19 protein-coding genes are annotated in these 18,151 nt (G+C 73.9%); 8 read left to right on the forward strand and 11 right to left on the reverse strand.

Features of this window, described 5'->3' with window-relative positions:
* Positions 1 to 40 precede the first annotated feature (40 nt).
* The 6 genes from arfB (at position 41) to paaI (ending at position 4,688) form a co-directional block, all read left to right on the forward strand.
* Complete coding sequence (gene arfB, locus ACQP2P_RS35130) at positions 41 to 466, forward strand: alternative ribosome rescue aminoacyl-tRNA hydrolase ArfB (protein WP_433608316.1); 426 nt, start codon at positions 41 to 43, stop codon at positions 464 to 466.
* A gap of 15 nt (positions 467 to 481) precedes the next feature.
* Positions 482 to 1,189, forward strand: a complete 708-nt coding sequence (locus ACQP2P_RS35135; protein WP_433619385.1) for a hypothetical protein — start codon at positions 482 to 484, stop codon at positions 1,187 to 1,189.
* Positions 1,190 to 1,194: 5 nt separating this feature from the next.
* A complete protein-coding gene (locus tag ACQP2P_RS35140; RefSeq protein ID WP_433608318.1) occupies positions 1,195 to 1,842 on the forward strand; it encodes an epimerase in 648 nt (215 codons plus the stop codon).
* Between the two features lie 133 nt (positions 1,843 to 1,975).
* Positions 1,976 to 3,682 (forward strand): CTP synthase, encoded by a 1,707-nt coding sequence (locus ACQP2P_RS35145; protein ID WP_433608320.1) that lies wholly within the window; start codon positions 1,976 to 1,978, stop codon positions 3,680 to 3,682.
* Positions 3,679 to 4,266, forward strand: a complete 588-nt coding sequence (locus tag ACQP2P_RS35150; RefSeq protein ID WP_433608322.1) for an NUDIX domain-containing protein — start codon at positions 3,679 to 3,681, stop codon at positions 4,264 to 4,266. Before ACQP2P_RS35145 ends, ACQP2P_RS35150 begins: the two co-directional genes overlap by 4 nt.
* Entirely contained in the window at positions 4,263 to 4,688 is a 426-nt protein-coding gene (gene paaI, locus ACQP2P_RS35155) for a hydroxyphenylacetyl-CoA thioesterase PaaI (protein ID WP_433608324.1), read from the forward strand. The genes ACQP2P_RS35150 and paaI overlap by 4 nt, the downstream gene beginning before the upstream one ends.
* A 351-nt stretch (positions 4,689 to 5,039) precedes the next feature.
* Here paaI and ACQP2P_RS35160 read toward each other — a convergent pair whose 3' ends face one another.
* The 6 genes from ACQP2P_RS35160 to steA are packed head-to-tail and all read right to left on the reverse strand — an operon-like array spanning position 5,040 to position 12,756.
* Positions 5,040 to 7,166 carry a hypothetical protein gene (locus tag ACQP2P_RS35160; RefSeq protein WP_433608326.1) on the reverse strand — a complete coding sequence of 709 codons (2,127 nt, stop codon included), beginning with the start codon at positions 7,164 to 7,166 and terminating at the stop codon, positions 5,040 to 5,042.
* Complete coding sequence (locus ACQP2P_RS35165) at positions 7,166 to 8,263, reverse strand: glycosyltransferase family 4 protein (RefSeq protein WP_433608328.1); 1,098 nt, start codon at positions 8,261 to 8,263, stop codon at positions 7,166 to 7,168. The genes ACQP2P_RS35160 and ACQP2P_RS35165 overlap by 1 nt, the downstream gene beginning before the upstream one ends.
* Positions 8,263 to 9,828 (reverse strand): murein biosynthesis integral membrane protein MurJ, encoded by a 1,566-nt coding sequence (gene murJ, locus ACQP2P_RS35170; protein ID WP_433608330.1) that lies wholly within the window; start codon positions 9,826 to 9,828, stop codon positions 8,263 to 8,265. The genes ACQP2P_RS35165 and murJ overlap by 1 nt, the downstream gene beginning before the upstream one ends.
* Positions 9,825 to 10,634, reverse strand: a complete 810-nt coding sequence (locus ACQP2P_RS35175; protein ID WP_433608332.1) for a hypothetical protein — start codon at positions 10,632 to 10,634, stop codon at positions 9,825 to 9,827. Before ACQP2P_RS35175 ends, murJ begins: the two co-directional genes overlap by 4 nt.
* Entirely contained in the window at positions 10,624 to 11,571 is a 948-nt protein-coding gene (locus tag ACQP2P_RS35180; RefSeq protein WP_433608334.1) for a copper transporter, read from the reverse strand. The genes ACQP2P_RS35175 and ACQP2P_RS35180 overlap by 11 nt, the downstream gene beginning before the upstream one ends.
* A 12-nt stretch (positions 11,572 to 11,583) precedes the next feature.
* The gene (steA, locus tag ACQP2P_RS35185; RefSeq protein ID WP_433608336.1) at positions 11,584 to 12,756 is read right to left on the reverse strand and encodes a putative cytokinetic ring protein SteA; all 1,173 of its coding nucleotides are present in this window, start codon (positions 12,754 to 12,756) and stop codon (positions 11,584 to 11,586) included.
* A 205-nt stretch (positions 12,757 to 12,961) separates the two neighbouring features.
* Here steA and ACQP2P_RS35190 point away from each other — a divergent pair, with 205 nt between their 5' ends.
* A complete protein-coding gene (locus ACQP2P_RS35190) occupies positions 12,962 to 13,180 on the forward strand; it encodes a PASTA domain-containing protein (protein WP_433608338.1) in 219 nt (72 codons plus the stop codon).
* A 60-nt stretch (positions 13,181 to 13,240) separates the two neighbouring features.
* Here ACQP2P_RS35190 and recN read toward each other — a convergent pair whose 3' ends face one another.
* The 5 genes from recN to ACQP2P_RS35215 all read right to left on the reverse strand — a co-directional run bounded on the left by recN (position 13,241) and on the right by ACQP2P_RS35215 (position 17,674).
* Positions 13,241 to 15,001: a DNA repair protein RecN gene (gene recN / locus ACQP2P_RS35195; protein ID WP_433608340.1), complete on the reverse strand. Its 1,761-nt coding sequence runs from the start codon at positions 14,999 to 15,001 to the stop codon at positions 13,241 to 13,243.
* Between the two features lie 133 nt (positions 15,002 to 15,134).
* On the reverse strand, positions 15,135 to 16,031 hold the full coding sequence (locus tag ACQP2P_RS35200; RefSeq protein WP_433608342.1) for an NAD kinase: 897 nt from the start codon (positions 16,029 to 16,031) through the stop codon (positions 15,135 to 15,137).
* Positions 16,028 to 16,825, reverse strand: coding sequence for a TlyA family RNA methyltransferase (locus ACQP2P_RS35205; RefSeq protein ID WP_433608344.1), 798 nt, complete (start codon positions 16,823 to 16,825; stop codon positions 16,028 to 16,030). The genes ACQP2P_RS35200 and ACQP2P_RS35205 overlap by 4 nt, the downstream gene beginning before the upstream one ends.
* 22 nt (positions 16,826 to 16,847) lie before the next feature.
* On the reverse strand, positions 16,848 to 17,054 hold the full coding sequence (locus ACQP2P_RS35210; protein WP_433078046.1) for a hypothetical protein: 207 nt from the start codon (positions 17,052 to 17,054) through the stop codon (positions 16,848 to 16,850).
* Complete coding sequence (locus ACQP2P_RS35215) at positions 17,051 to 17,674, reverse strand: phasin family protein (RefSeq protein ID WP_433608346.1); 624 nt, start codon at positions 17,672 to 17,674, stop codon at positions 17,051 to 17,053. The genes ACQP2P_RS35210 and ACQP2P_RS35215 overlap by 4 nt, the downstream gene beginning before the upstream one ends.
* Positions 17,675 to 17,783: 109 nt before the next feature.
* Between ACQP2P_RS35215 and ACQP2P_RS35220 the strand changes: the two genes are divergently transcribed.
* On the forward strand, positions 17,784 to 18,122 hold the full coding sequence (locus ACQP2P_RS35220; RefSeq protein ID WP_433608348.1) for an SCP2 sterol-binding domain-containing protein: 339 nt from the start codon (positions 17,784 to 17,786) through the stop codon (positions 18,120 to 18,122).
* Positions 18,123 to 18,151: the final 29 nt, after the last annotated feature.

The following is an 18,151-nucleotide window of genomic DNA, read 5'->3' on the forward strand; positions in this document are numbered from 1 at the left end:
TGGGGTGCAAGGTGCATCTCGCGACACGCATGCTGGAGCCATGGATGACGACCTGCGGGTGACGGACGACATCTCGCTGCCCCGGGCCGAGCTGAGCTGGCGGTTCAGCCGCTCCGGCGGCCCCGGCGGCCAGTCGGTCAACACCACGGACTCGCGCGTCGAGGTCCGCTTCGACCTGCTCGCGACGGGTGCGCTGCCCGAGCCGCTCAAGGCGCGGGCCCTGGAGCGCCTGGCCGGCCGGCTCGTCGACGGCGTCCTGTCGATCACCGCATCGGAGCACCGCTCGCAGCTGCAGAACCGCCACGCGGCCGAGGAGCGCCTGGTCGCGGCCATCGCGGCCGCGATCGCCCCGCCGCCCCGGCCGCGCAAACGGACAAAGCCGTCGAAGGGCGCGGTGGAGCGGCGCCTGGAGGCCAAGCGGCACACGGCCCGGCGCAAGCAGCAACGCCGCCCACCCGAAGAGTGACAAAATCCGGATGTGATGCGCAAACTGCTCATTCCGCTCATCGCCCTCCTGCTGGCCGGATGCGGCGGTGACGAGCAGCCCGCGGCCCTGGCGAGCGAGCCGCCCGGCCATCCCCCCGAGACCGGCGCCTACCCCGGGGAGTCGAGCGCGCCGCCGATCCCGGCGGTCACCGGCCGGACCGTCGAGCTCACCGGCTGGGAGGTGACCGTCTACTACACGGCGGTCGAGAGCCTGCACACGGACACGAGCACCGAGGTCACCGGCTGCCCCACGATCGACTGCGGGAAGAATCGCAACCAGCAGCGGCTCGGCGCCTTCCCGGCCTCGTTCGTCAAGGCGGTCAAGGACGAGGGCACGGGCCGCACGAGCGACGGCCGGTACCTGAACTGGTCCTACGACACCGGCTACTGGATGGACACCGCCCCCCGCGACACCGCCGGCCGCCCGCTGCGCCCCTGGATCTCGGCCGCCGCCGACGCCGGCGCGCTCAAGGCCGGCAGCCGGTTCACCGTCCAGCGCTGCGGCACCGCCGAGGTGACCGCGGAGGTGTGCGCGAAGCTCAAGGCGCCGACGTGGACGATCGTCGACGAGTTCACTCCCGGGCTCGGCGGGGACAAGCACGTGGACGTGTACATCGGCGAGGAGACGGGCCCCGGCTTCACCGACTCGGACCTCTACACCACGCTGGAGAACGCGACCCTCTCGGCGATCAAGGCACAATGATGGGCATGAAGGTGATCGTGTTCGGCGCCACCGGCATGGTGGGCCAGGGCGTGCTGCACGAGTGCCTGCTGGCCTCGGACGTGTCCGAGGTCCTGGTGGTGACCCGCACCCCGACCGGCGTGACGCACCCCAAGCTGCGCGAGGTGGTCCACGCCGACTTCGCGGACTTCGGATCCGTGGACTTCAGCGGGTACGACGCCTGCTTCTTCTGCCTGGGCGCGAGCTCCGTGGGCATGGACGAGGCGCGGTACACCCGGATCACCTACGACTTCACGCTGGCCGCGGCCCGGCGGATGGCCGCGCAGAGCCCGGGCATGGTCTTCGTCTACGTCTCCGGGGCCGGCACCAACCGCGCCGGTCGGCAGATGTGGCAGCGGGTCAAGGGCCGCACCGAGGACGACGTCGCCGCGCTGGACCTGACCGGCTACGCGTTCCGCCCCGGCTTCATCCAGCCCCGCCACGGCGCGCAGTCCCGCGTGCGGTGGTACCGCATCGCCTACACCGCCCTCGCCCCGCTCGCCGCGCTGCTGGTCCGCTTCGCGCCGGGCATCGCCACGAGCACCGACCAGCTCGGCCGGGCGATGCTCGTCGTGGCCCGCACCCGCCCGGATCGGCGCGTCTGGGAGAGCCGCGACATCGCCGCGGCCCAGTGACCGGACGGACACGCTCGGTCGTGTGACGCGTGTGACGTCCGGTGCGCCTTCTGCACCGCCGTTTACCTGCTGTTAGGCTGGACTCCCGTGGATCGCTGACTCGGCAGCGTGACAGACCCCACGGGAGCAGGCTTTGTCCTCTGTAGCTCGGACCGGTGCCAGCCGTCAGGCTAAGCACATCTTCGTCACCGGGGGCGTCGCCTCCTCACTCGGCAAGGGCCTCACGGGGTCCAGCCTGGGCAGCCTGCTCAGCGCTCGCGGGCTGCGGGTCGTCATGCAGAAGCTCGACCCCTACCTGAACGTCGACCCCGGCACGATGAACCCCTTCCAGCACGGTGAGGTGTTCGTCACCGAGGACGGCGCGGAGACCGATCTCGACATCGGCCACTACGAGCGCTTCCTCGACCAGGACCTCTCGCGCAACGCGAACGTGACCACGGGCCAGATCTACTCGGCGGTCATCGCCAAGGAGCGCCGCGGCGAATACCTCGGCGACACCGTCCAGGTCATCCCGCACGTCACCAACGAGATCAAGGCGCGCATCCGGGCGATGTCCGCCCCCGACGCCGACGGCGTCACGCCCGACGTGATCATCACGGAGGTCGGCGGCACCGTCGGCGACATCGAGTCGCTGCCGTTCCTCGAGGCCATCCGGCAGGTCCGGCACGACATCGGCCGCGACAACTGCTTCTTCCTGCACGTGTCGCTGGTGCCCTACCTGGCCCCGAGCGGCGAGCTGAAGACGAAGCCGACGCAGCACTCGGTCGCGGCCCTGCGCAGCATCGGCATCCAGCCCGACGCGCTGGTCTGCCGCTCCGACCGGGAGATCCCGGAAAAGACCAAGAACAAGCTCGGTCTGTACTGCGACGTCGACGCCGAGGCCGTGGTCTCCGCCCCCGACGCGCCCTCGATCTACGACATCCCGCGGGTGCTGCACGAGGAGGGGCTGGACGCCTACGTGGTCCGGCGCCTGGGCCTGTCGTTCCGGGACGTGGCCTGGAAGAAGTGGGACGACCTGCTCGACCGGGTGCACCACCCGCGCCAGACGGTCACCGTCGCGATCGTCGGCAAATACGTCGACCTGCCCGACGCGTACCTCTCGGTCACCGAGGCCGTGCGCGCCGCCGGCTTCGCGCACCGGGCCCGGGTCGAGATCCGCTGGGTGCCCAGCGACGCCTGCACCACCCCGGCCGGCGCGGCCCAGGCCCTCGCGGGCGTCGACGGCGTCATCATCCCGGGCGGCTTCGGCGTGCGCGGCATCGAGGGGAAGATCGGCGCGGCGCAGTACACCCGCGAGCGCGGCATCCCGACCCTCGGCCTGTGCCTGGGCCTGCAGTGCATGACGATCGAGGTGCTGCGCAACGTGGCCGGGATCAAGGGCGCGAACTCGCTGGAGTTCGACCCGGAGGCGAGCGAGCCGGTGATCTCGACCATGGCCGACCAGCACGACATCGTGGCCGGCAAGGGCGACCTCGGCGGCACCATGCGGCTGGGCGCCTACCCGGCTGTGCTCGCCCCGGGGACGCTGACCGCCGAGGCCTACGGCGAGACCGAGGTCTCCGAGCGCCACCGGCACCGCTACGAGGTCAACAACGCGTACCGCGACGCCATGACCGGCGCCGGGCTGCGCATCTCGGGCACCTCCCCCGACGGCCGGCTGGTCGAGTTCGTCGAGCTCGACCGCGAGCAGCACCCGTTCTTCGTGGCGACCCAGGCCCACCCGGAGCTCAAGAGCCGCCCGACCCGGGCGCACCCGCTGTTCGCCGCGTTCGTCGGCGCCGCGGTGACCTACAACGCCGCCGACCGCCTGCCGGTCGAGCTGGAGACGGTGGACGCGTGAGCGCCTACGACGTGCACTCGCACACCGAGCGCCTGCGCAACCGCGTCTTCTCCGTCGTCACCGACGCCGTGGAGATGCCCGGTGGCGAGGTGGCCGACCGCGACTACATGGTCCACGTCGGCGCGGTCGGCGTCGTGGCCCTCGACGGCGAGGGGCGGGTCGCGCTCGTGCGGCAGTACCGCCCCGCCGTCCGCCAGGTCCTCTGGGAGCTGCCGGCCGGCCTGATCGACGTGCCCGGCGAGGCCCTGGTCGACGCGGCCGCCCGCGAGCTGGCCGAGGAGGCCGACCTGGTCGCGGCCCGGTGGGACCTGCTGGCCGAGGTGCACACCACGCCCGGCTGCTCCAACGAGAAGATCCGCATCTTCCTGGCGCGCGAGGTCGGCCCGAAGCCGGACTCGGACACCTACGAGCGCACCCACGAAGAGGCCGACCTGGAGCTGCACTGGATCGACCTGGACGAGGCCGTGACGATGGCCCTGTCCGGCGAGATCACCAACGCCGCGTGCGTGATCGGCGTCCTCGGCGCCGCCCAGGGCCGCGCCCGCGACTGGAAGACCTTGCGCCCCGCCACCGACGCCGAGTGACACCCCAGCAGCTCGCCGAGGCCTGCGCCGCCGCCCTGTTCGCCACGGACACCGCTTCGCGGTCGCTGGGCATCACGATCGGCGGCGTGGCCCCGGGCCGCGCCACGGCGCGGATGACGGTGACCGGGTCCATGCTCAACGGCCACGCCATCGGCCACGGCGGCTACGTCTTCCTGCTCGCCGACACCGCGTTCGCGTTCGCGTGCAACACCTACGACCGCGTGACGGTGGCGGCGGGCGCGGACGTGTCTTTCCTGGAGCCGGCGCGGGCGGGCGACGAGCTGACGGCCACGGCGGTGGAGCGCAGCCGGCGGGGGCGCTCGGGCCTCTACGACGTGACGGTCAGCCGAGCGGACGGGACGGTGCTGGCCGAGTTCCGCGGCCGCTCGCGCAGCTCCACCCGCCCGATCCTGGGCGCTTGACGGTTGCTCGAAATGTCCGACGCTCCGCGATCGGACATTTCGCATTTATACCCGGTCAGGCGATAAATCCGATATGTCGCGGCGCGGAGCGCCCGACACATCGGGAATGCCGGAGCGGTCACGGTTCGGAGCGCCCGACACATCGGGAATGCCCGACCGGTCACGGCGCGGAGCGCCCGACACATCGGGAATGCCCGACCGGTCACGGCGCGGAGCGCCCGACACATCGGGAATGCCCGACCGGTCACGGCGCGGAGCGCCCGACACATCGGGAATGCCGGAGCGGTCGCGGCGCGGAGCGCCCGACATATATCGGGAATGCCCGAACGCGACACGCGGCACGCCCGGCCCTCAGCTCTCCAGTGCCGCCTCAGACACGCGCGGCGCCGGAGTCCGGTCGTCGGCGTGCTCGAGAACCCGCAGGCACGACAGCACCACCAGCGGCAGCGCCGTGGCCAGCGCGGCGCCGAGCACGTTGAACGACACCCCCTCCACGACCCCGGCCAGCAGGCACGCCACCACCAGCCCCGAAAGGGCGGCCCGGACCGGCGGGAAGACGCCCAGCAGCCGCCGCAGCCCGCCCCAGTCGCGCAGCAGGACGAACGTCGCATACAGCACGCACCCGAGCACCAGCACCGTCAGCGGACTGGTGACCGTCGTGACCACGTCCGCCTCGGCGATGCGCCGGGCGATGAAGCCGGCGGTCCCGTCCTGGGTGCGCACCAGCAGGCGTCCGACGCTGCTGCGCTGCTCCTCCGGCCGGAACAGGTCCAGGATCGCGAAGCCCGAGCTCACGAAGAGCGCCGCGGCCGCGGCCCAGAGCAGGCGTGTGATGGTGAGCCAGCCGCCGACGGCCATGGCGGCGGCCACGCACATGCCGGCGGCGAGGGCCACGGCGCCGGACGCGTCCGCGCCGAGGTACGGACTGCCGATCACCACCATCCCGACCGCCCCGATCACGGCCATGACGAACGGCCGCCACCGGCGCTCGAAGCGCTGGGCGAGCGCGGCCCCGCCGAGCAGCGCGCCGGTCACGAGCAGGCCCAGGCCGATGACACCGACGCCGGCGTACCGGCCGCCGACCACCGCCGAGTAGCCGGCCACCCCGTTGAGCTGCAGCCGCGACCCGGTCAGCACGTCGAAGGCGACGGCGAGCGCGGCGACGGCCGCGACCCCGCCCAGCGGCGCGATGGCGCGGCTGCGGCGGCTCAGGAACGCGACCGCGAACGTCGCCACGCCGGTCGCGGCGAGGGTCACCCCGCCGAAGCCCAGGCCCGGCCGCGACCAGCGCCACCAGGGCAGCAGGTCGGCGACGAGCGCGGCGGGCACGGCGAGGGACGCGGCGATGAGCAGCACCTCGGCCGCCCGCACGACCGCGCGCGGGATCGGTTTGTGGGTGAGCGGGCCGGCGGGGCGGCGGGCGCGCTGCAGCAGCGGTACCACGGCCAGGAATAGCAGCAGCTCGGCGACGACGAGGGTGGTGAAGAAGTTGGTGCCGACCCGGCGCTGGACGCTCGCCTCGCGGTCGGCGTCGGCGAGCCGGCTCACGGCCGCGGCGACGTCCGACGGCCGGCCGCTCGCGCTGGTCGAGGCGGCACCGCCGGCGAAGAGCCGCCCGGGCAGGGGGCGGTCGAGGGCGGCGAGGGCGGTCGGGGCGAGGTCGACGACCTGGATGTACCCGGGCCGCGACGTCGAGGGCGAGGTCAGCCAGCCGCCCGTGAACCCGGGCCCCTGCGCGATCGCGACGTGCAGCCGGCTCGTGGCGTCGAGGTCGGACAGCCCGGCGAGGACGACCACCGAGTGCTCGGGGCGGGCGGCGAGGATGCCGGCGAGCGCGGCATCGGCGCGGCGGGCGTCGGTGGCCCGGGAGACGGGGTCGTCGCCGGCGATCTCGCCGAGGTCCACGATCGTCAGGGCGCAGGCGTCGAGCAGGCTGTCGTCGAGGCCCTCGGAGTATTTGTCGATCCGGCCGTACGGTCGCGCCGCCGCCAGGGCCGCCCCCGGCCCGATCGCGGTGGTGCAGCGCACGCCCTCGGCCAGGGCCCCGGGCTGGGCGCCCCAGTGCAGGTTGCGGTTGCGGGCGACGATGTCGCTCTGGTCGGGCAGCGTCGCGCTGGTCACGTTCTGGTTGATCGACACGTTGAGCGCGGGGCAGACGGGGGTGACCGCGCCCGGGGTGTAGATCGCGAAGTTGCCCGAGCCGAGGGTCAGCCAGCCGTCGCCGGCGCAGGTGATCCGGCGGGCCGAGCGCACCGACAGCGCCCCGATCGCGCCGCCCTGGGCCATCTGCCACATCGCCGGGGTGTCGGACGCGTTCACGTCGTCCCAGCGCAGCCCGGCGACGCCGACGACGATCACGTAGTCCGCGGTCGGCTGGGCCGGGGCGGCGGCCGGGCGCGGGATGAGTCCGGCCACGCCGGCGAGGCCGGCCAGCAGCGCCAGCAGCGCCGGGGAGAACCGGTGCAGCCAGAGGCGCATCAGCTCGCCCCGCGGGCGGCGCGCAGCTCGGCGTACACCGCCTCGACCTGGTCGATCGTGTCGCGCTCGGTGGGCCAGCCGGCCGCGCGGTCCAGGCCGCGGCGGGCCAGCTCGGCGCGGGCCTCGGGGTCGGCGAGCAGCTCGACGACCGCGTCGTGCACGGCGTCGACGTCGGCCGGCTCGACCAGGCGCGCGGCGGAGCCCACGACCTCGGGCACGCCGCCGACGGCGGTCGACACCAGCGGTACCCCCGCCGCGAGGGTCTCCTGGATGAACAGCGGCTGGCCCTCCCACACGCTGGTCGCCACGACCAGGTCGGCCGCGCCGAGCAGGTCGGGCACGTCGTCACGGTGGCCGAGCAGGTGGACCGGGGCGTGCTCGACGGAGATGCGCTGGGCCAGCGACATGTAGGACGGACCGCTGCCGGCGATCGCGGTGAACGGCTCCGGGTCCCGGTCGCGCCAGCGCGCCGCGGCGGAGACGAGGGTCTCGAAGCCCTTCTGCGGGTGCAGCCGCCCGACCGCGAGGATCAGCGGCTGCCCGGGCTCGGCCCCGAGCTCCTCGCGGACCTGTTCCGGGGTGCGGGCGACGGGCCGGGGCTTGGGCGCCGGTACCTTCGCCAGCCGCACGTCGCGCCCGCCGAGCTCGGTGGCGCGGGCGGCGAGGTCGCTGGACACGGCGAGGGTGACGTCGGCGGCGCGGGCGACGCGGCGCTCGAGCGGGTGGTAGAGCCGGGCCCGCAGGCCGGTCGCGAGGACGAGGTTGTGCCAGGTGACCACGAGCGGGGTGGCGTCGGCGCGGGCGAGCGCGGCGACGAGCCCGGCGCGCAGGCTGTGGGCGTGGATCACGTCGGCGTCGCGGACGCTGCGGCGCAGGGCGCGCACGGCGAGCACGTCGCCGGGCTGCGGGCTGGCCGGGATCTCCACGGGCACGAACCGCGCGCCGCGGGCGGCGAAGCCGAAGGCCTCCTCGGTCGCGGCCGGGCCGTGCACGCTGACCTCGTGGCCGCGTGCGACCAGGCCCTCGGCGAGCATGCCGACGTGCCGGCCGATGCCGCCCGTGCTGGAGGCCAGGACCAACGCGATGCGGGCGCCCACTACCCATCCCTTCGTCTGACAAGCCGCCGCAGGGTCTGCCGGTCCGCGAGGGCCGCCCCGGCGAGGAATACCACCGCCACCACGACTCCGCACAGCATGCCCTGCACGACGGCCCCGCCCGCACCCGGGGTTACCAGGTGGGAGCGCAGCACCAGCCCGGCGCAGGTGGCGACGGCCGCGGCGGCGACGCCGATCGATACCGTGCGTGCCGTGCCGGCGAGGGCCGCGCGCCCGGCCCGGCGGCCGACGGCGACGAGCAGCGCGGCACCGAGCACGAGCATGCCGATGGAGTTCGCGGCGGCCACGGCGGCGATGCGCCGCTCGATCGGCAGCGCGCTCGCCAGGCTCAGGGCCGCGGCGGCGGTCGCGGCCCAGCCGACGGCGGTGGCCACGGCCGCCGGGTACGCGTTCCCGCCCGCGTAGAGGGCCCGCGACAGCAGGGCGAACAGGCCGTAGCCGAGCAGCCCGGGCGCGAACCAGGCGATCCCGTCGGCGAGCGGCCCGACGGCGGGCGGGTGCGAGGAGGCGGCGGCGAGCAGGACCGCGATGGGCCGGGCGAGCACGATGAGCGCGGCGGCGCCGAGGCTGCACAGCAGGACCACGGCCCGCACGGCCGGGGCGAGGGCCGCGGCGAACCCGGCCCGGTCGCCGGCCTTGCCGTGCTCGGCGAGCGCCGGGTACGCCGTCGTGGCCACCGGCACCGCGAGCACCGCCCACGGCAGCAGGAAGATCGTCTGGGCGAGGCTGTAGACGACGATGGCCCCGTCCTGCGGGCTGTAGCTGACGAGGTTGATGGCCAGGCCCAGCACCAGCTGCTGGGTGCCGACGGTGACGATCCCGGCGACGACCAGCGGCCGCAGGGTGGCCATCGCGCCGACGTCGAGGCGGGTCGTGGGCCGGATGCGCAGCCCGAGCCGGCTCACGGGGGCCACCAGGCACAGTGACAGCACCGCGACGGCGAGGGTGGTACCGCCGGAGAGCAGCAGCAGCTGCGGGCCGCTCACGCTCGACAGGGCCGCCCCGCGCCCGGCGAGCACGCCGAAGGCGACGTACACGGCCATCACGGTGAGGCTCGACAGCAGGGGCGCGATGACCGGCCAGGCGAAGCGGCGGTACGTCTGCAGCACCCCGGTGAGCACGATCCCGACACCGTAGAGCGGCAGCTGGGGCGCGAAGACCCGCAGCATCCTCGCGCCGGCGTCGACGACCTCGGCCGGCTGCCCGCTGGTGAGCAGGCCGACCAGCGGATGCGCGAGCAGGGCGACGACCAGCGCGATCGGGGTCAGGATCAGCACGACCCAGGTGAGCAGGGCCCCGACCGTCCGCTCGACGGCCGCCTTGTCCCGGCCGGCGAGCATCGGCACGACGAGGCTGGCCAGGGCGCCGCCGGCGACGAGCTCGAAGATGATGTTCGGGATCGTGTTGGCGGCCTGGTACGCGTCGCCGAGCCGGGTCGGCCCGACGGACGCGTTGAACACCAGAATGCGAGCAAATCCGGCAATCCGGCTCAGGAGGGTGAGGCCCGCGACGAGTGCCGCCGCCCCGAAGATCCTGCTCCTCGTCACCCGCGCGAGCGGGGATACGGGGAGGGTTTCCGGCGGCCCCACTGGTCGATCCGGTTCAGCACCGGGTTGGCCTCGATCACCTTGGTGAACGAGACCTTCTCGCTGGCGGCCGTCAGGGCCACGATCCCGGCGAGGGCCGCGAGGCGCCCGAGCGTGCCGGTCCGCGCCGTGTACGCCACCCCGAGCAGCGCGCCGAGCGCGTTCGCCCCGGCGTCGCCGAGCATGATCTCCTCGTCGAGGTCCGCGGGCAGCAGCGCCCCGGCGGCGCCGAGGGGGCCGGACGCGCCCAGCGGGGTGCCGACGGCGATGCCGGCCTTGATGGCCCGCCCCGGCCGCAGGTCCAGCAGGTTGAACAGGTTGGCCGCGCCCGCGATCACGCCGGCGCCGAGCACCACGTCGACGGCCCGCTTGCGGGGCAGCAGCGCGGCGGCGGCGAGCCCGGCCACGCCGACCCCGGCGATCTTCACCAGGCCGCTGGTCACGCGGCCCTCCCGCAGCGCGCCGAGGTGGCCGCGGAAGCCCTTGGCCGCGTGCTCGGGCCGGCCGCCGACCAGGTCGTCGTAGAGCCCGACGGCCCCCGACCCCAGCCCCGCGATCGCGCTCGCGGCCGCGTGCTCGGGCCGGTGCACGATCGCCCCGGCGGTCGCCCCGGCGGCCAGCGCCGGCCCGCCCGCCAGGGACACGCCGCGGCCGCGGAAGTTGGTGCGGGCCAGCGTCGGGTGGCCCTGCAGGGCGCGCAGCACCGCCCGGGCGACACCGCCGCCGACCGGCCCGGCCAGGGCGCCCAGGATGACCCTACGAGCCATTGGTCACGCTCGCCGTCTTCGGCAGCAGGCTGGTCGCGCCGGTGCCGCTGCCGTAGTGGCCGTTCTTGCCGCCGATCCGCTCGGCGAGGGCCATGACCGCCGCGACCTGGCCGTAGGCCGTGACGGCGTTGTCCACAGTCGAGATCGACTTGGCCACGGTCGCGTCGCCGATGACGGTGGAGACCAGGCCGTTGGCGGACAGGCCGGCGACGACCACCCGGGCGGAGATGTCGAAGCGGGTGGCGAGGGCCAGCACGGCGGCGTTGCGGTCCTTGGCGTCCTTGCCGCTCGCGGGCGCCCCGGCGATGATGATCGCGGCCTCGGCCGGGGCCTTGAAGTCGCCGTCGAGGCCGATGAACCCGCCGCTCTCGAACGCCGACAGCACCGTGCGGGTGCCCTCGACCTGCGGGGTGCCGGCCTTGCCGAACAGCACCGCGGCGAGCAGCGCCGACGCGGTGTCCACCGGGTTGGACTGGTTCGGCAGCGCGCCGCTGACGCCCGCCGGGGCCGAGGACTCGGCGGTGTCGAGCAGCAGCGCGCTGGTGGCCGGGTTGGTGAACTTGTCCTTGATCGTGACCGTCCCGGCGACCTTGGCGCCGGCCGTGCCGAGCATCGCGGCGATCCCGTCGGTGGCGGTGTTCACGTCGCTGCCGTCGCTGCCGTCGAGCTTGACCAGCAGCACGTTCTTGTTCGGGAGCTTCCCGGCCAGCAGCGCCGGCGCGGCCTCGCTGGCGAAGTCGGCGTTCTTCTTCAGCTCCGCCCGCGACTGCTCCAGGTCGTCGCGCAGCTGCTGCTTGTCGTCGGTGAGCGTGTTGACCTGCTCGTTGAGGTTCTCGGTCAACGGGCCGTTGGCCGCCGCGGTGCCGACGACGAGGCCGATGGCCAGGGCCAGGAACACCGCCGCCAGCGACACCACGTGGTACCGGAAGTTGATCAAAGCGAGCCCCGTCTACGAGAACAGCGTGAAGATCAGGTTGTCCCACCACTCGGCGATGACGCTGAGATACGCCCGGCCGATCGTGGTGACCGCGAGCGCCGCGGCCATCGCGGCGATCGCCGAGGCCAGCAGCAGGACCAGCGAGGAGCCGGAGAGGCTCTGGCGGTACAGCCGGCTGACCCCCTTCGCGTCGACGAGCTTGCCGCCCAGCTTGAGCCGGGTCAGGAAGGTCGAGGCCATCCCGCCGCGGCCCTTGTCGAGGAACTCGATGAGGGTGTTGTGGGTGCCGACCGCGACCAGCAGCGACGCCCCCTTCTCGTCGGCGAGCAGCATCGCGATGTCCTCGCTCGTCGCCGCGGCCGGGAAGGTGATCGCCTCCACCCCGAGGCGCTGCACCCGGGCCAGACCCGGGGCCCGTCCGTCGGGGTAGGCGTGCACGACGATCTCGGCCCCGCAGCGCAGCACGTCGTCGCTGACCGAGTCCATGTCGCCGATGATCATGTCCGGCGTGTACCCGGCCTCGACCAGCGCGTCCGCGCCGCCGTCGACCCCGATCAACACCGGCTTGTACTCGCGGATGTAGGGCCGCAGCACGTCGATGTCGGCCTTGTAGTCGTAGCCGCGGACCACGATGAGGCAGTGCCGCCCGGCGATCTGCGTCTGGATCTCCGGCACGCCGACACCGTCGAGCAGCAGCGCCCGCTCCTGCTTGAGATACTCCATCGTGTTGGCCGCGAAGGCCTCCAGCTGCACCGACAGCCCCTCGCGGGCGTCGGCCATCGACTCGGCGACGGTCTCGGCGTCCTGCCGCACGCCCTTGGCCACGGCCTCCTCGCCGACGAACACGGTGTCGCCCTCGATGCGCACCGAGTCGCCCTCGCGCAGCCGGTCGAACAGCTCCTCGCCGAGGTCGTCGACGAGTGGGATACCGGCCTTGACCAGCCCCTCGGGCCCCAGGTTCGGGTACCGCCCCGAGACCGACGGCTTCGCGTTGAGCACAGCCGCCACCCCGGATGCGGCCAGCGAGTCGGCCGCCACCCGGTCCAGGTCCACGTGGTCGATGACCGCGATGTCACCCGGCCGCAGCCGCCCCACCAGGCGCTTCGTCCGCCGATCCAGCCGCACGACGCCGGCGATGGCACCCGGCTCGGCGGCCCGGGTGCGGCGCAAGGTTGGAAGTCGCATCAGCACCATCCTGGCATGGACGGCCGCCGAAAGGCGCGCACGACATGTCCACGAGCAGGTGGTACGCCCTATTTCACGTTTCCGCGTGACGCCGGTCACCCTCGATGTCCGCGACGAATGTCGCCCACCCGACACTCCGGGCGCGTATTTACGACCCCCACGGACCCCTCTCGTCTGCACCGCAGGAAACCGAGGGGGCCACCCGATGGGGATGTTGTCGTCGATCCGCCTGACCCGCGTGCCGAACCTCGCCGGCAAGACCCCGGCCGAGGCCTCAGCCGCCCTACGCGCCGCCGGACTCGAGCTCGGCGTGGTCCGCGAGATCGGCCCGGCCGGCGCCATGATCGTGCTCGAGCAGTCCACCCTGGCGCTGACCGTCGCGCCCGTCGGCACCCGCGTCAACCTCCTGGTCGGCCGCGGCTGACCGCCTCCGGAGCGCCTCGGCGGCGACCAGCGGCAGCGCCGCGGCGGCACGGGTGAAAACCTAGGCCTGCGCCTTCTCCCGGTCCGCCACCGACAGCAGCTCCTCGGCGTGGGCGATGCCCAGATCGGAGTTCGGCAGGCCGGCCAGCATCCGCGCCAGCTCCCGCGCCCGGTCCGTGTGCTCCACGACCGTCACGCCACTGGTCGTCACGGCACCCCCGGTGTCCTTGGCGACCACCAGATGCCGGTCCGCGAAGGCCGCGACCTGCGGCAGGTGGGTCACCACCAGGACCTGATGGTCACGCGCCAGCCGGGCCAGCCGCTTGCCGATCTCCACCGCGGCCGTGCCACCGACGCCCGAGTCGACCTCGTCGAAGACCAGCGTCGGCGGCCCGCCGACCCCGGCGAACACGACCTCGATCGCCAGCATGACCCGCGACAGCTCGCCCCCCGACGCGCCCTTCTGCAGCGGCTGCGACGGCGCCCCCGGGTGCGGCAGCAGCCGCAGCTCGATGTCGTCGGCCCCGTCGGGCCCGACCCCGATGTCCGTCCCGGCCGCCGTCGCGATGCTCGGCCCGCTCCCGGCCGGCTTCGGCCCCACCACGACCTCGATCCGCGCGTGCGGCATCGCCAGCCCGGCCAGCTCCACGGTCACGTCCGCCGCGAACCGGCCCGCGGCCTCGTGCCGGGCCGCCGACAGCACCGCCGCCAGCTCCGCGACCTCGCCGTGCAGCCGCTGCCGCTCCCGGTCGAGCTCCTCGAGCAGCTCGTCGGACGTGTCCAGCTCCGCGAGCCGGGTCCGGGCGTGATCGGCCCAGGCCACCACCCCGTCGACGTCCTCCGCGTATTTGCGGGTCAGCGCCCGCAGCGCCGCCCGCCGCTCGTAGACCTCCTCGAGCCGGCCCGGGTCGGCGTCGAGGGACGCCAGGTAGGTGCCGAGCTCGGTGGAGACGTCCCCCGCGAGGGTGGCGACCTCGTCGAGGCGCGCCGCGAGCTCGCCCAGCACCCGGTCGACGCCCGCCTGGGCCTCCAGGGTGCGCCGGGCCGTCGCGATGAGGCTCAGCACGTCGGCGACCTCGTCGCCGCCGTCGCCGGTGCCGGACATCGCCACGTGCGCCAGCTGCGCCGCCGAGCGCAGCCCCTCGACGTGCTCGAGCCGCTGCGCCTCCTCGCGCAGCAGCTCGTCCTCGCCGGGCTGCGGGTCGACCCGCGTGATCTCGTCGAGGCCGAGCTTGAGCAGCTCCGCCTCCTGGCTGCGCTGCCGGGCGTTGGCCCGCCGGTCGGCCAGGTCGTCCTCGACGGCCCGCCAGCGGTTGTAGAGCTCCGCGAACTGCCCCAGCAGCTTCTCGTGCTCCGGGCCCGCATACCGGTCCAGCGACGCCCGCTGCTCGGCCGGGCGCAGCAGCCGCAGCTGGTCCGACTGCCCGTGCAGGGCGAACACCCGCTCGCCGACCTCCGACAGCAGCGACACCGGCACCGTCCGGCCGCCGACGTGCGCCCGAGAACGGCCCTCGGCGGTCAGCGTGCGGCTCATGAGCAGGGTGCCGTCGTCGTCGACCCCGGCGCCCGCGTCGGCGATGCGGCTCTCCACCGCGGCCCGCACGTGCGCGGGCAGCGTCAACCGGCCGTCGACGGTGGCCCGGCCCGGGTCGGCGCGCACCCGGCCCGCGTCGGCACGGCCGCCGAAGAGCAGGTTGAGGCTCGTCACGACCATGGTCTTGCCCGCGCCGGTCTCGCCCGTGATGACCGTCAGGCCCGGGCCGAGGGGCAGGGTGGCGTCTTCGATCACGCCGAGTCCGGTAATGCGGAGTTCCTCCAGCACGGAAGGAACACTAGCTGCGGGGTACGACAGTTCTCCACTCAGCCGTGCCGTCAGCCGTGCCGTTTGTTGTGGCCGCGGCCCACTCACTACGGTGCGTGAACAGAAGCTCACTCAGGCGCAGCACGCAGGCGCGTCAGCTGTGGCGCTTGTTGTGCCGCCAGCCCTCCACGGGCAGCCCGAACTTCGCCACGAGCCGATCCGTGAACGGACGCTCACGCAGCCGGACCACCCGGACGGGGAGGGCTCCGCGCCGTACCGTCACCGTCGAGCCGGGCGCGAGATCCATCACCCGCCGGCCGTCACACGACAGCAGCGCGAAGCTCGTGAACGGCTCCACGTTGACCGTGATCGTCGAGTCCGGCGAGATGACCAGCGGCCGGCTGAACAGCGCGTGCGCCGAGATCGGCACCAGCAGCAGCGCCTCCAGCTCCGGCCACACCACCGGCCCGCCGGCCGAGAACGCATACGCCGTCGAGCCCGTCGGCGTCGCGCAGACGACCCCGTCGCAGCCGTACCGCGACAACGGCCGCCCGTCGACCTCCACGAGCAGCTCCAGCATCTTCTCCCGGGCGCCCTTCTCGACGGTCACCTCGTTGAGCGCCCAGGAGTTGCCGACCAGGCGCCCCGTGTGCTCGGCGGTCACGTCGATGGTGAGGCGCTCGTCGACCGTGTACGTGCCCTCGACGATCTCCCGCACGGCCTTGTCGACGTCGCCGATCTCGGCCTCGGCCAGGAACCCGACCTTGCCGAGGTTGATACCCAGCAGCGGCGCCTTCGCCGGGCGGGCCAGCTCCGCCGCGCGCAGCAGCGTGCCGTCCCCGCCGAGCGCGAAGACGATCTCGACGCCCTCCGCGGCCGCCTCCCCGCTGACCGGCACGGCCCGCGGGATGGCCAGCTCGGGAGCCTCGTCGGCCAGGACCCGTACCGTGAAACCGTTGTCGAGCAGATCCGCCGCCACGGTCCGGGCATGATCATTGTTGCTGGCCTTGCCCGTGTGCGCGACGAGAAGCGCCTCACGACCACCGCTCATGCCCCAACCCCCTCGACGACCTGCTGCACCACGGCCGGGTCGACCGGCGGCGCGTCGCGGCGCAGCCACAGGAAGAATTCCACGTTGCCCTGCGGCCCCGGCAGCGGGCTGCGCGCGACCCCGGCCACCCCGAGACCGAGCCCGGCGGCCGCGGCGGCGACGTCGAGCACCGCCGCGGTCCGCAGCTGCGGCGAGCGCACCACACCCCGCTCGCCCAGCGCCTCCCGGCCCACCTCGAACTGCGGCTTCACCATCGGCACCAGATCCCCGTCCGCGGCCGTGCACGCCGCCAGCGCCGGCAGCACCAGCTTCAGCGAGATGAACGACAGGTCGGCCACCGTCAGCTCGCACACCCCGCCGATCTGCTCCGGCTCCAGCGTCCGCACGTTCGTCCGCTCGATCACCGTCACCCGCTCGTCGGTCCGCAGCGACCACGCGATCTGGCCGTAGCCGACGTCGACGGCGGCGACCGTGGCCGCACCCCGGCGCAGCAGCACGTCGGTGAACCCGCCCGTGGACGCGCCCGCGTCGAGGCAGCGGCGGCCCGCCACCGGCAGCCCGGCGAACGTGTCCAGCGCCCCGGCGAGCTTGTGCCCGCCCCGCGAGACGTACTCGTCCTCCGCCGCCTCCAGCACCCGCACCGGGTCCGCCGGGTCGATCTGGGCCGCGGCCTTCCCGGCGGCGGTACCCCGCACTTCCACCCGGCCGGCGGCGATCAGCGCCGCCGCCTGCTCCCGGGAGCGGGCCAGGCCCCGGCGCACGAGCTCCGCGTCGAGTCGGTTCCGGCGGGCCATCTGCCAGCAGCTCCCTGAAAGCTCAGCGTTCCTCGATCGTGCCCAGCGTCTCCTGCAGCGTGCGATGGGCATCGGTGTACACCGAAACCTGCTGCCGCAGCGGAAGCGACGCTACCTCGCCCAACGCCGCAACCGCCGCCTCGACCCGGCCCAGCACCCCGGCACCGGGCGGCCCCGGCAACGGCCCGGGCACCGGCGCGGGGCCGGGACCAGGCACGGGCGCGGTCACGACGTGCTCTTCCGGGGCGCGCGAGTGGTCTTCTTCACGGGCAGCTTGTCCGACGCCGGCCCGACCTCAGAGGCCGCCGCGACGGTCTCGATCGCCTTCTTCGCCGCCGCCTTCTTCGCCGGTGCGGCCTTCGCGGGCGGCGTCGACGGAGCCGCCGGCGCGACCTTCTTCGCCGCCGTCTTCTTCGCGACCTTCGCCGGGGCCGCCGGGGCCTGCTCGGCGACGGTCGCAGGCGCGGCGGCGACGGCCGGAGCCTCCGCGATCGCCTCGGCGCCGACCGGCGGCGCGGGCTCGTGCGACGGCGCGACCGCGGCGATCGTCGCCTCCTTCAGCTGCGCCTCGAGCTCGTGCACCCGCGACGTCAGCGCCGACACCTCGTCCGCGGTGGCCAGTCCGACAGCGCCGAGAGCCCGATCCAGCTCGTACCGCACCAGCTTCGTCAGCGCATCACGGTTCGCCGAGCCGGCCTTGAGCAGGTCCTCGGCCATCGTCTGCAGCTGCTCGGCGGTCGCGCCGCTCTTGCCGACCAGGCGCCGGACCGTCTTCGTCGCCTTCTTCGTGGTGGCCTCGGTCATGCCGTAGGCGAGCTCCAGGTACGCCCGCCATGCTTCCTGCGCCATATTGCGTCTCTCCTCCAAGTGGTGTACGCCATCACGCTACCGGGCGTGCCGCGAAGCCGTACGGTACCGTCACATTCCACAGCACCGGCGAAAGGCGGGGTTTTCGCGCATGGCAACGGTTGAAGAGTGTCGCGCCGCTCTGGAGAAGCTCGCGGAACGGCTGGCCGCCAACGCCGCCCAGGCCCGGCAGAAGCTCGACTTCGACCGGACCCTCGCGTGCCGCGTCACCGACCTGAACGTGGCCTTCCACGGCCGGCTCCAGGACGGCCAGATCACCGACCTGACCGACGGCGACGACCCGCGCGCGAAGATCAAGCTGACCTCGACCGGCGACGACCTCGTCGCGCTCGTCAACGGCCGGCTCAACGCCATGCAGGCCTGGACCAGCGGCCGCATCAAGATCGAAGCCGGCATGATGGACCTGCTGAAGCTGCGCAAGCTCCTCTGAGCCGGCATGCCCCGACCGGCCCGGCGCCC

The sequence above is a fragment of the Dactylosporangium sp. CA-139114 genome (assembly GCF_050955725.1).
In the GTDB taxonomy this organism is placed as follows: Bacteria; Actinomycetota; Actinomycetes; order Mycobacteriales; family Micromonosporaceae; genus Dactylosporangium.

Excerpts from the sequence above, each read along its gene's own strand:
- ACQP2P_RS35135 (WP_433619385.1), top strand. The coding sequence starts at position 482 with ATGCGCAAACTGCTCATTCCGCTCATCGCCCTCCTGCTGGCCGGATGC.
- ACQP2P_RS35200 (WP_433608342.1), bottom strand. The coding sequence starts at position 16,031 with ATGAGCGGTGGTCGTGAGGCGCTTCTCGTCGCGCACACGGGCAAGGCC.
- ACQP2P_RS35215 (WP_433608346.1), bottom strand. The coding sequence starts at position 17,674 with ATGGCGCAGGAAGCATGGCGGGCGTACCTGGAGCTCGCCTACGGCATG.
- ACQP2P_RS35140 (WP_433608318.1), top strand. The coding sequence starts at position 1,195 with ATGAAGGTGATCGTGTTCGGCGCCACCGGCATGGTGGGCCAGGGCGTG.
- ACQP2P_RS35160 (WP_433608326.1), bottom strand. The coding sequence starts at position 7,166 with ATGCGCCTCTGGCTGCACCGGTTCTCCCCGGCGCTGCTGGCGCTGCTG.
- ACQP2P_RS35190 (WP_433608338.1), top strand. The coding sequence starts at position 12,962 with ATGGGGATGTTGTCGTCGATCCGCCTGACCCGCGTGCCGAACCTCGCC.
- ACQP2P_RS35220 (WP_433608348.1), top strand. The coding sequence starts at position 17,784 with ATGGCAACGGTTGAAGAGTGTCGCGCCGCTCTGGAGAAGCTCGCGGAA.
- ACQP2P_RS35205 (WP_433608344.1), bottom strand. The coding sequence starts at position 16,825 with ATGGCCCGCCGGAACCGACTCGACGCGGAGCTCGTGCGCCGGGGCCTG.
- arfB (WP_433608316.1), top strand. The coding sequence starts at position 41 with ATGGATGACGACCTGCGGGTGACGGACGACATCTCGCTGCCCCGGGCC.
- ACQP2P_RS35175 (WP_433608332.1), bottom strand. The coding sequence starts at position 10,634 with ATGGCTCGTAGGGTCATCCTGGGCGCCCTGGCCGGGCCGGTCGGCGGC.
- steA (WP_433608336.1), bottom strand. The coding sequence starts at position 12,756 with ATGCGACTTCCAACCTTGCGCCGCACCCGGGCCGCCGAGCCGGGTGCC.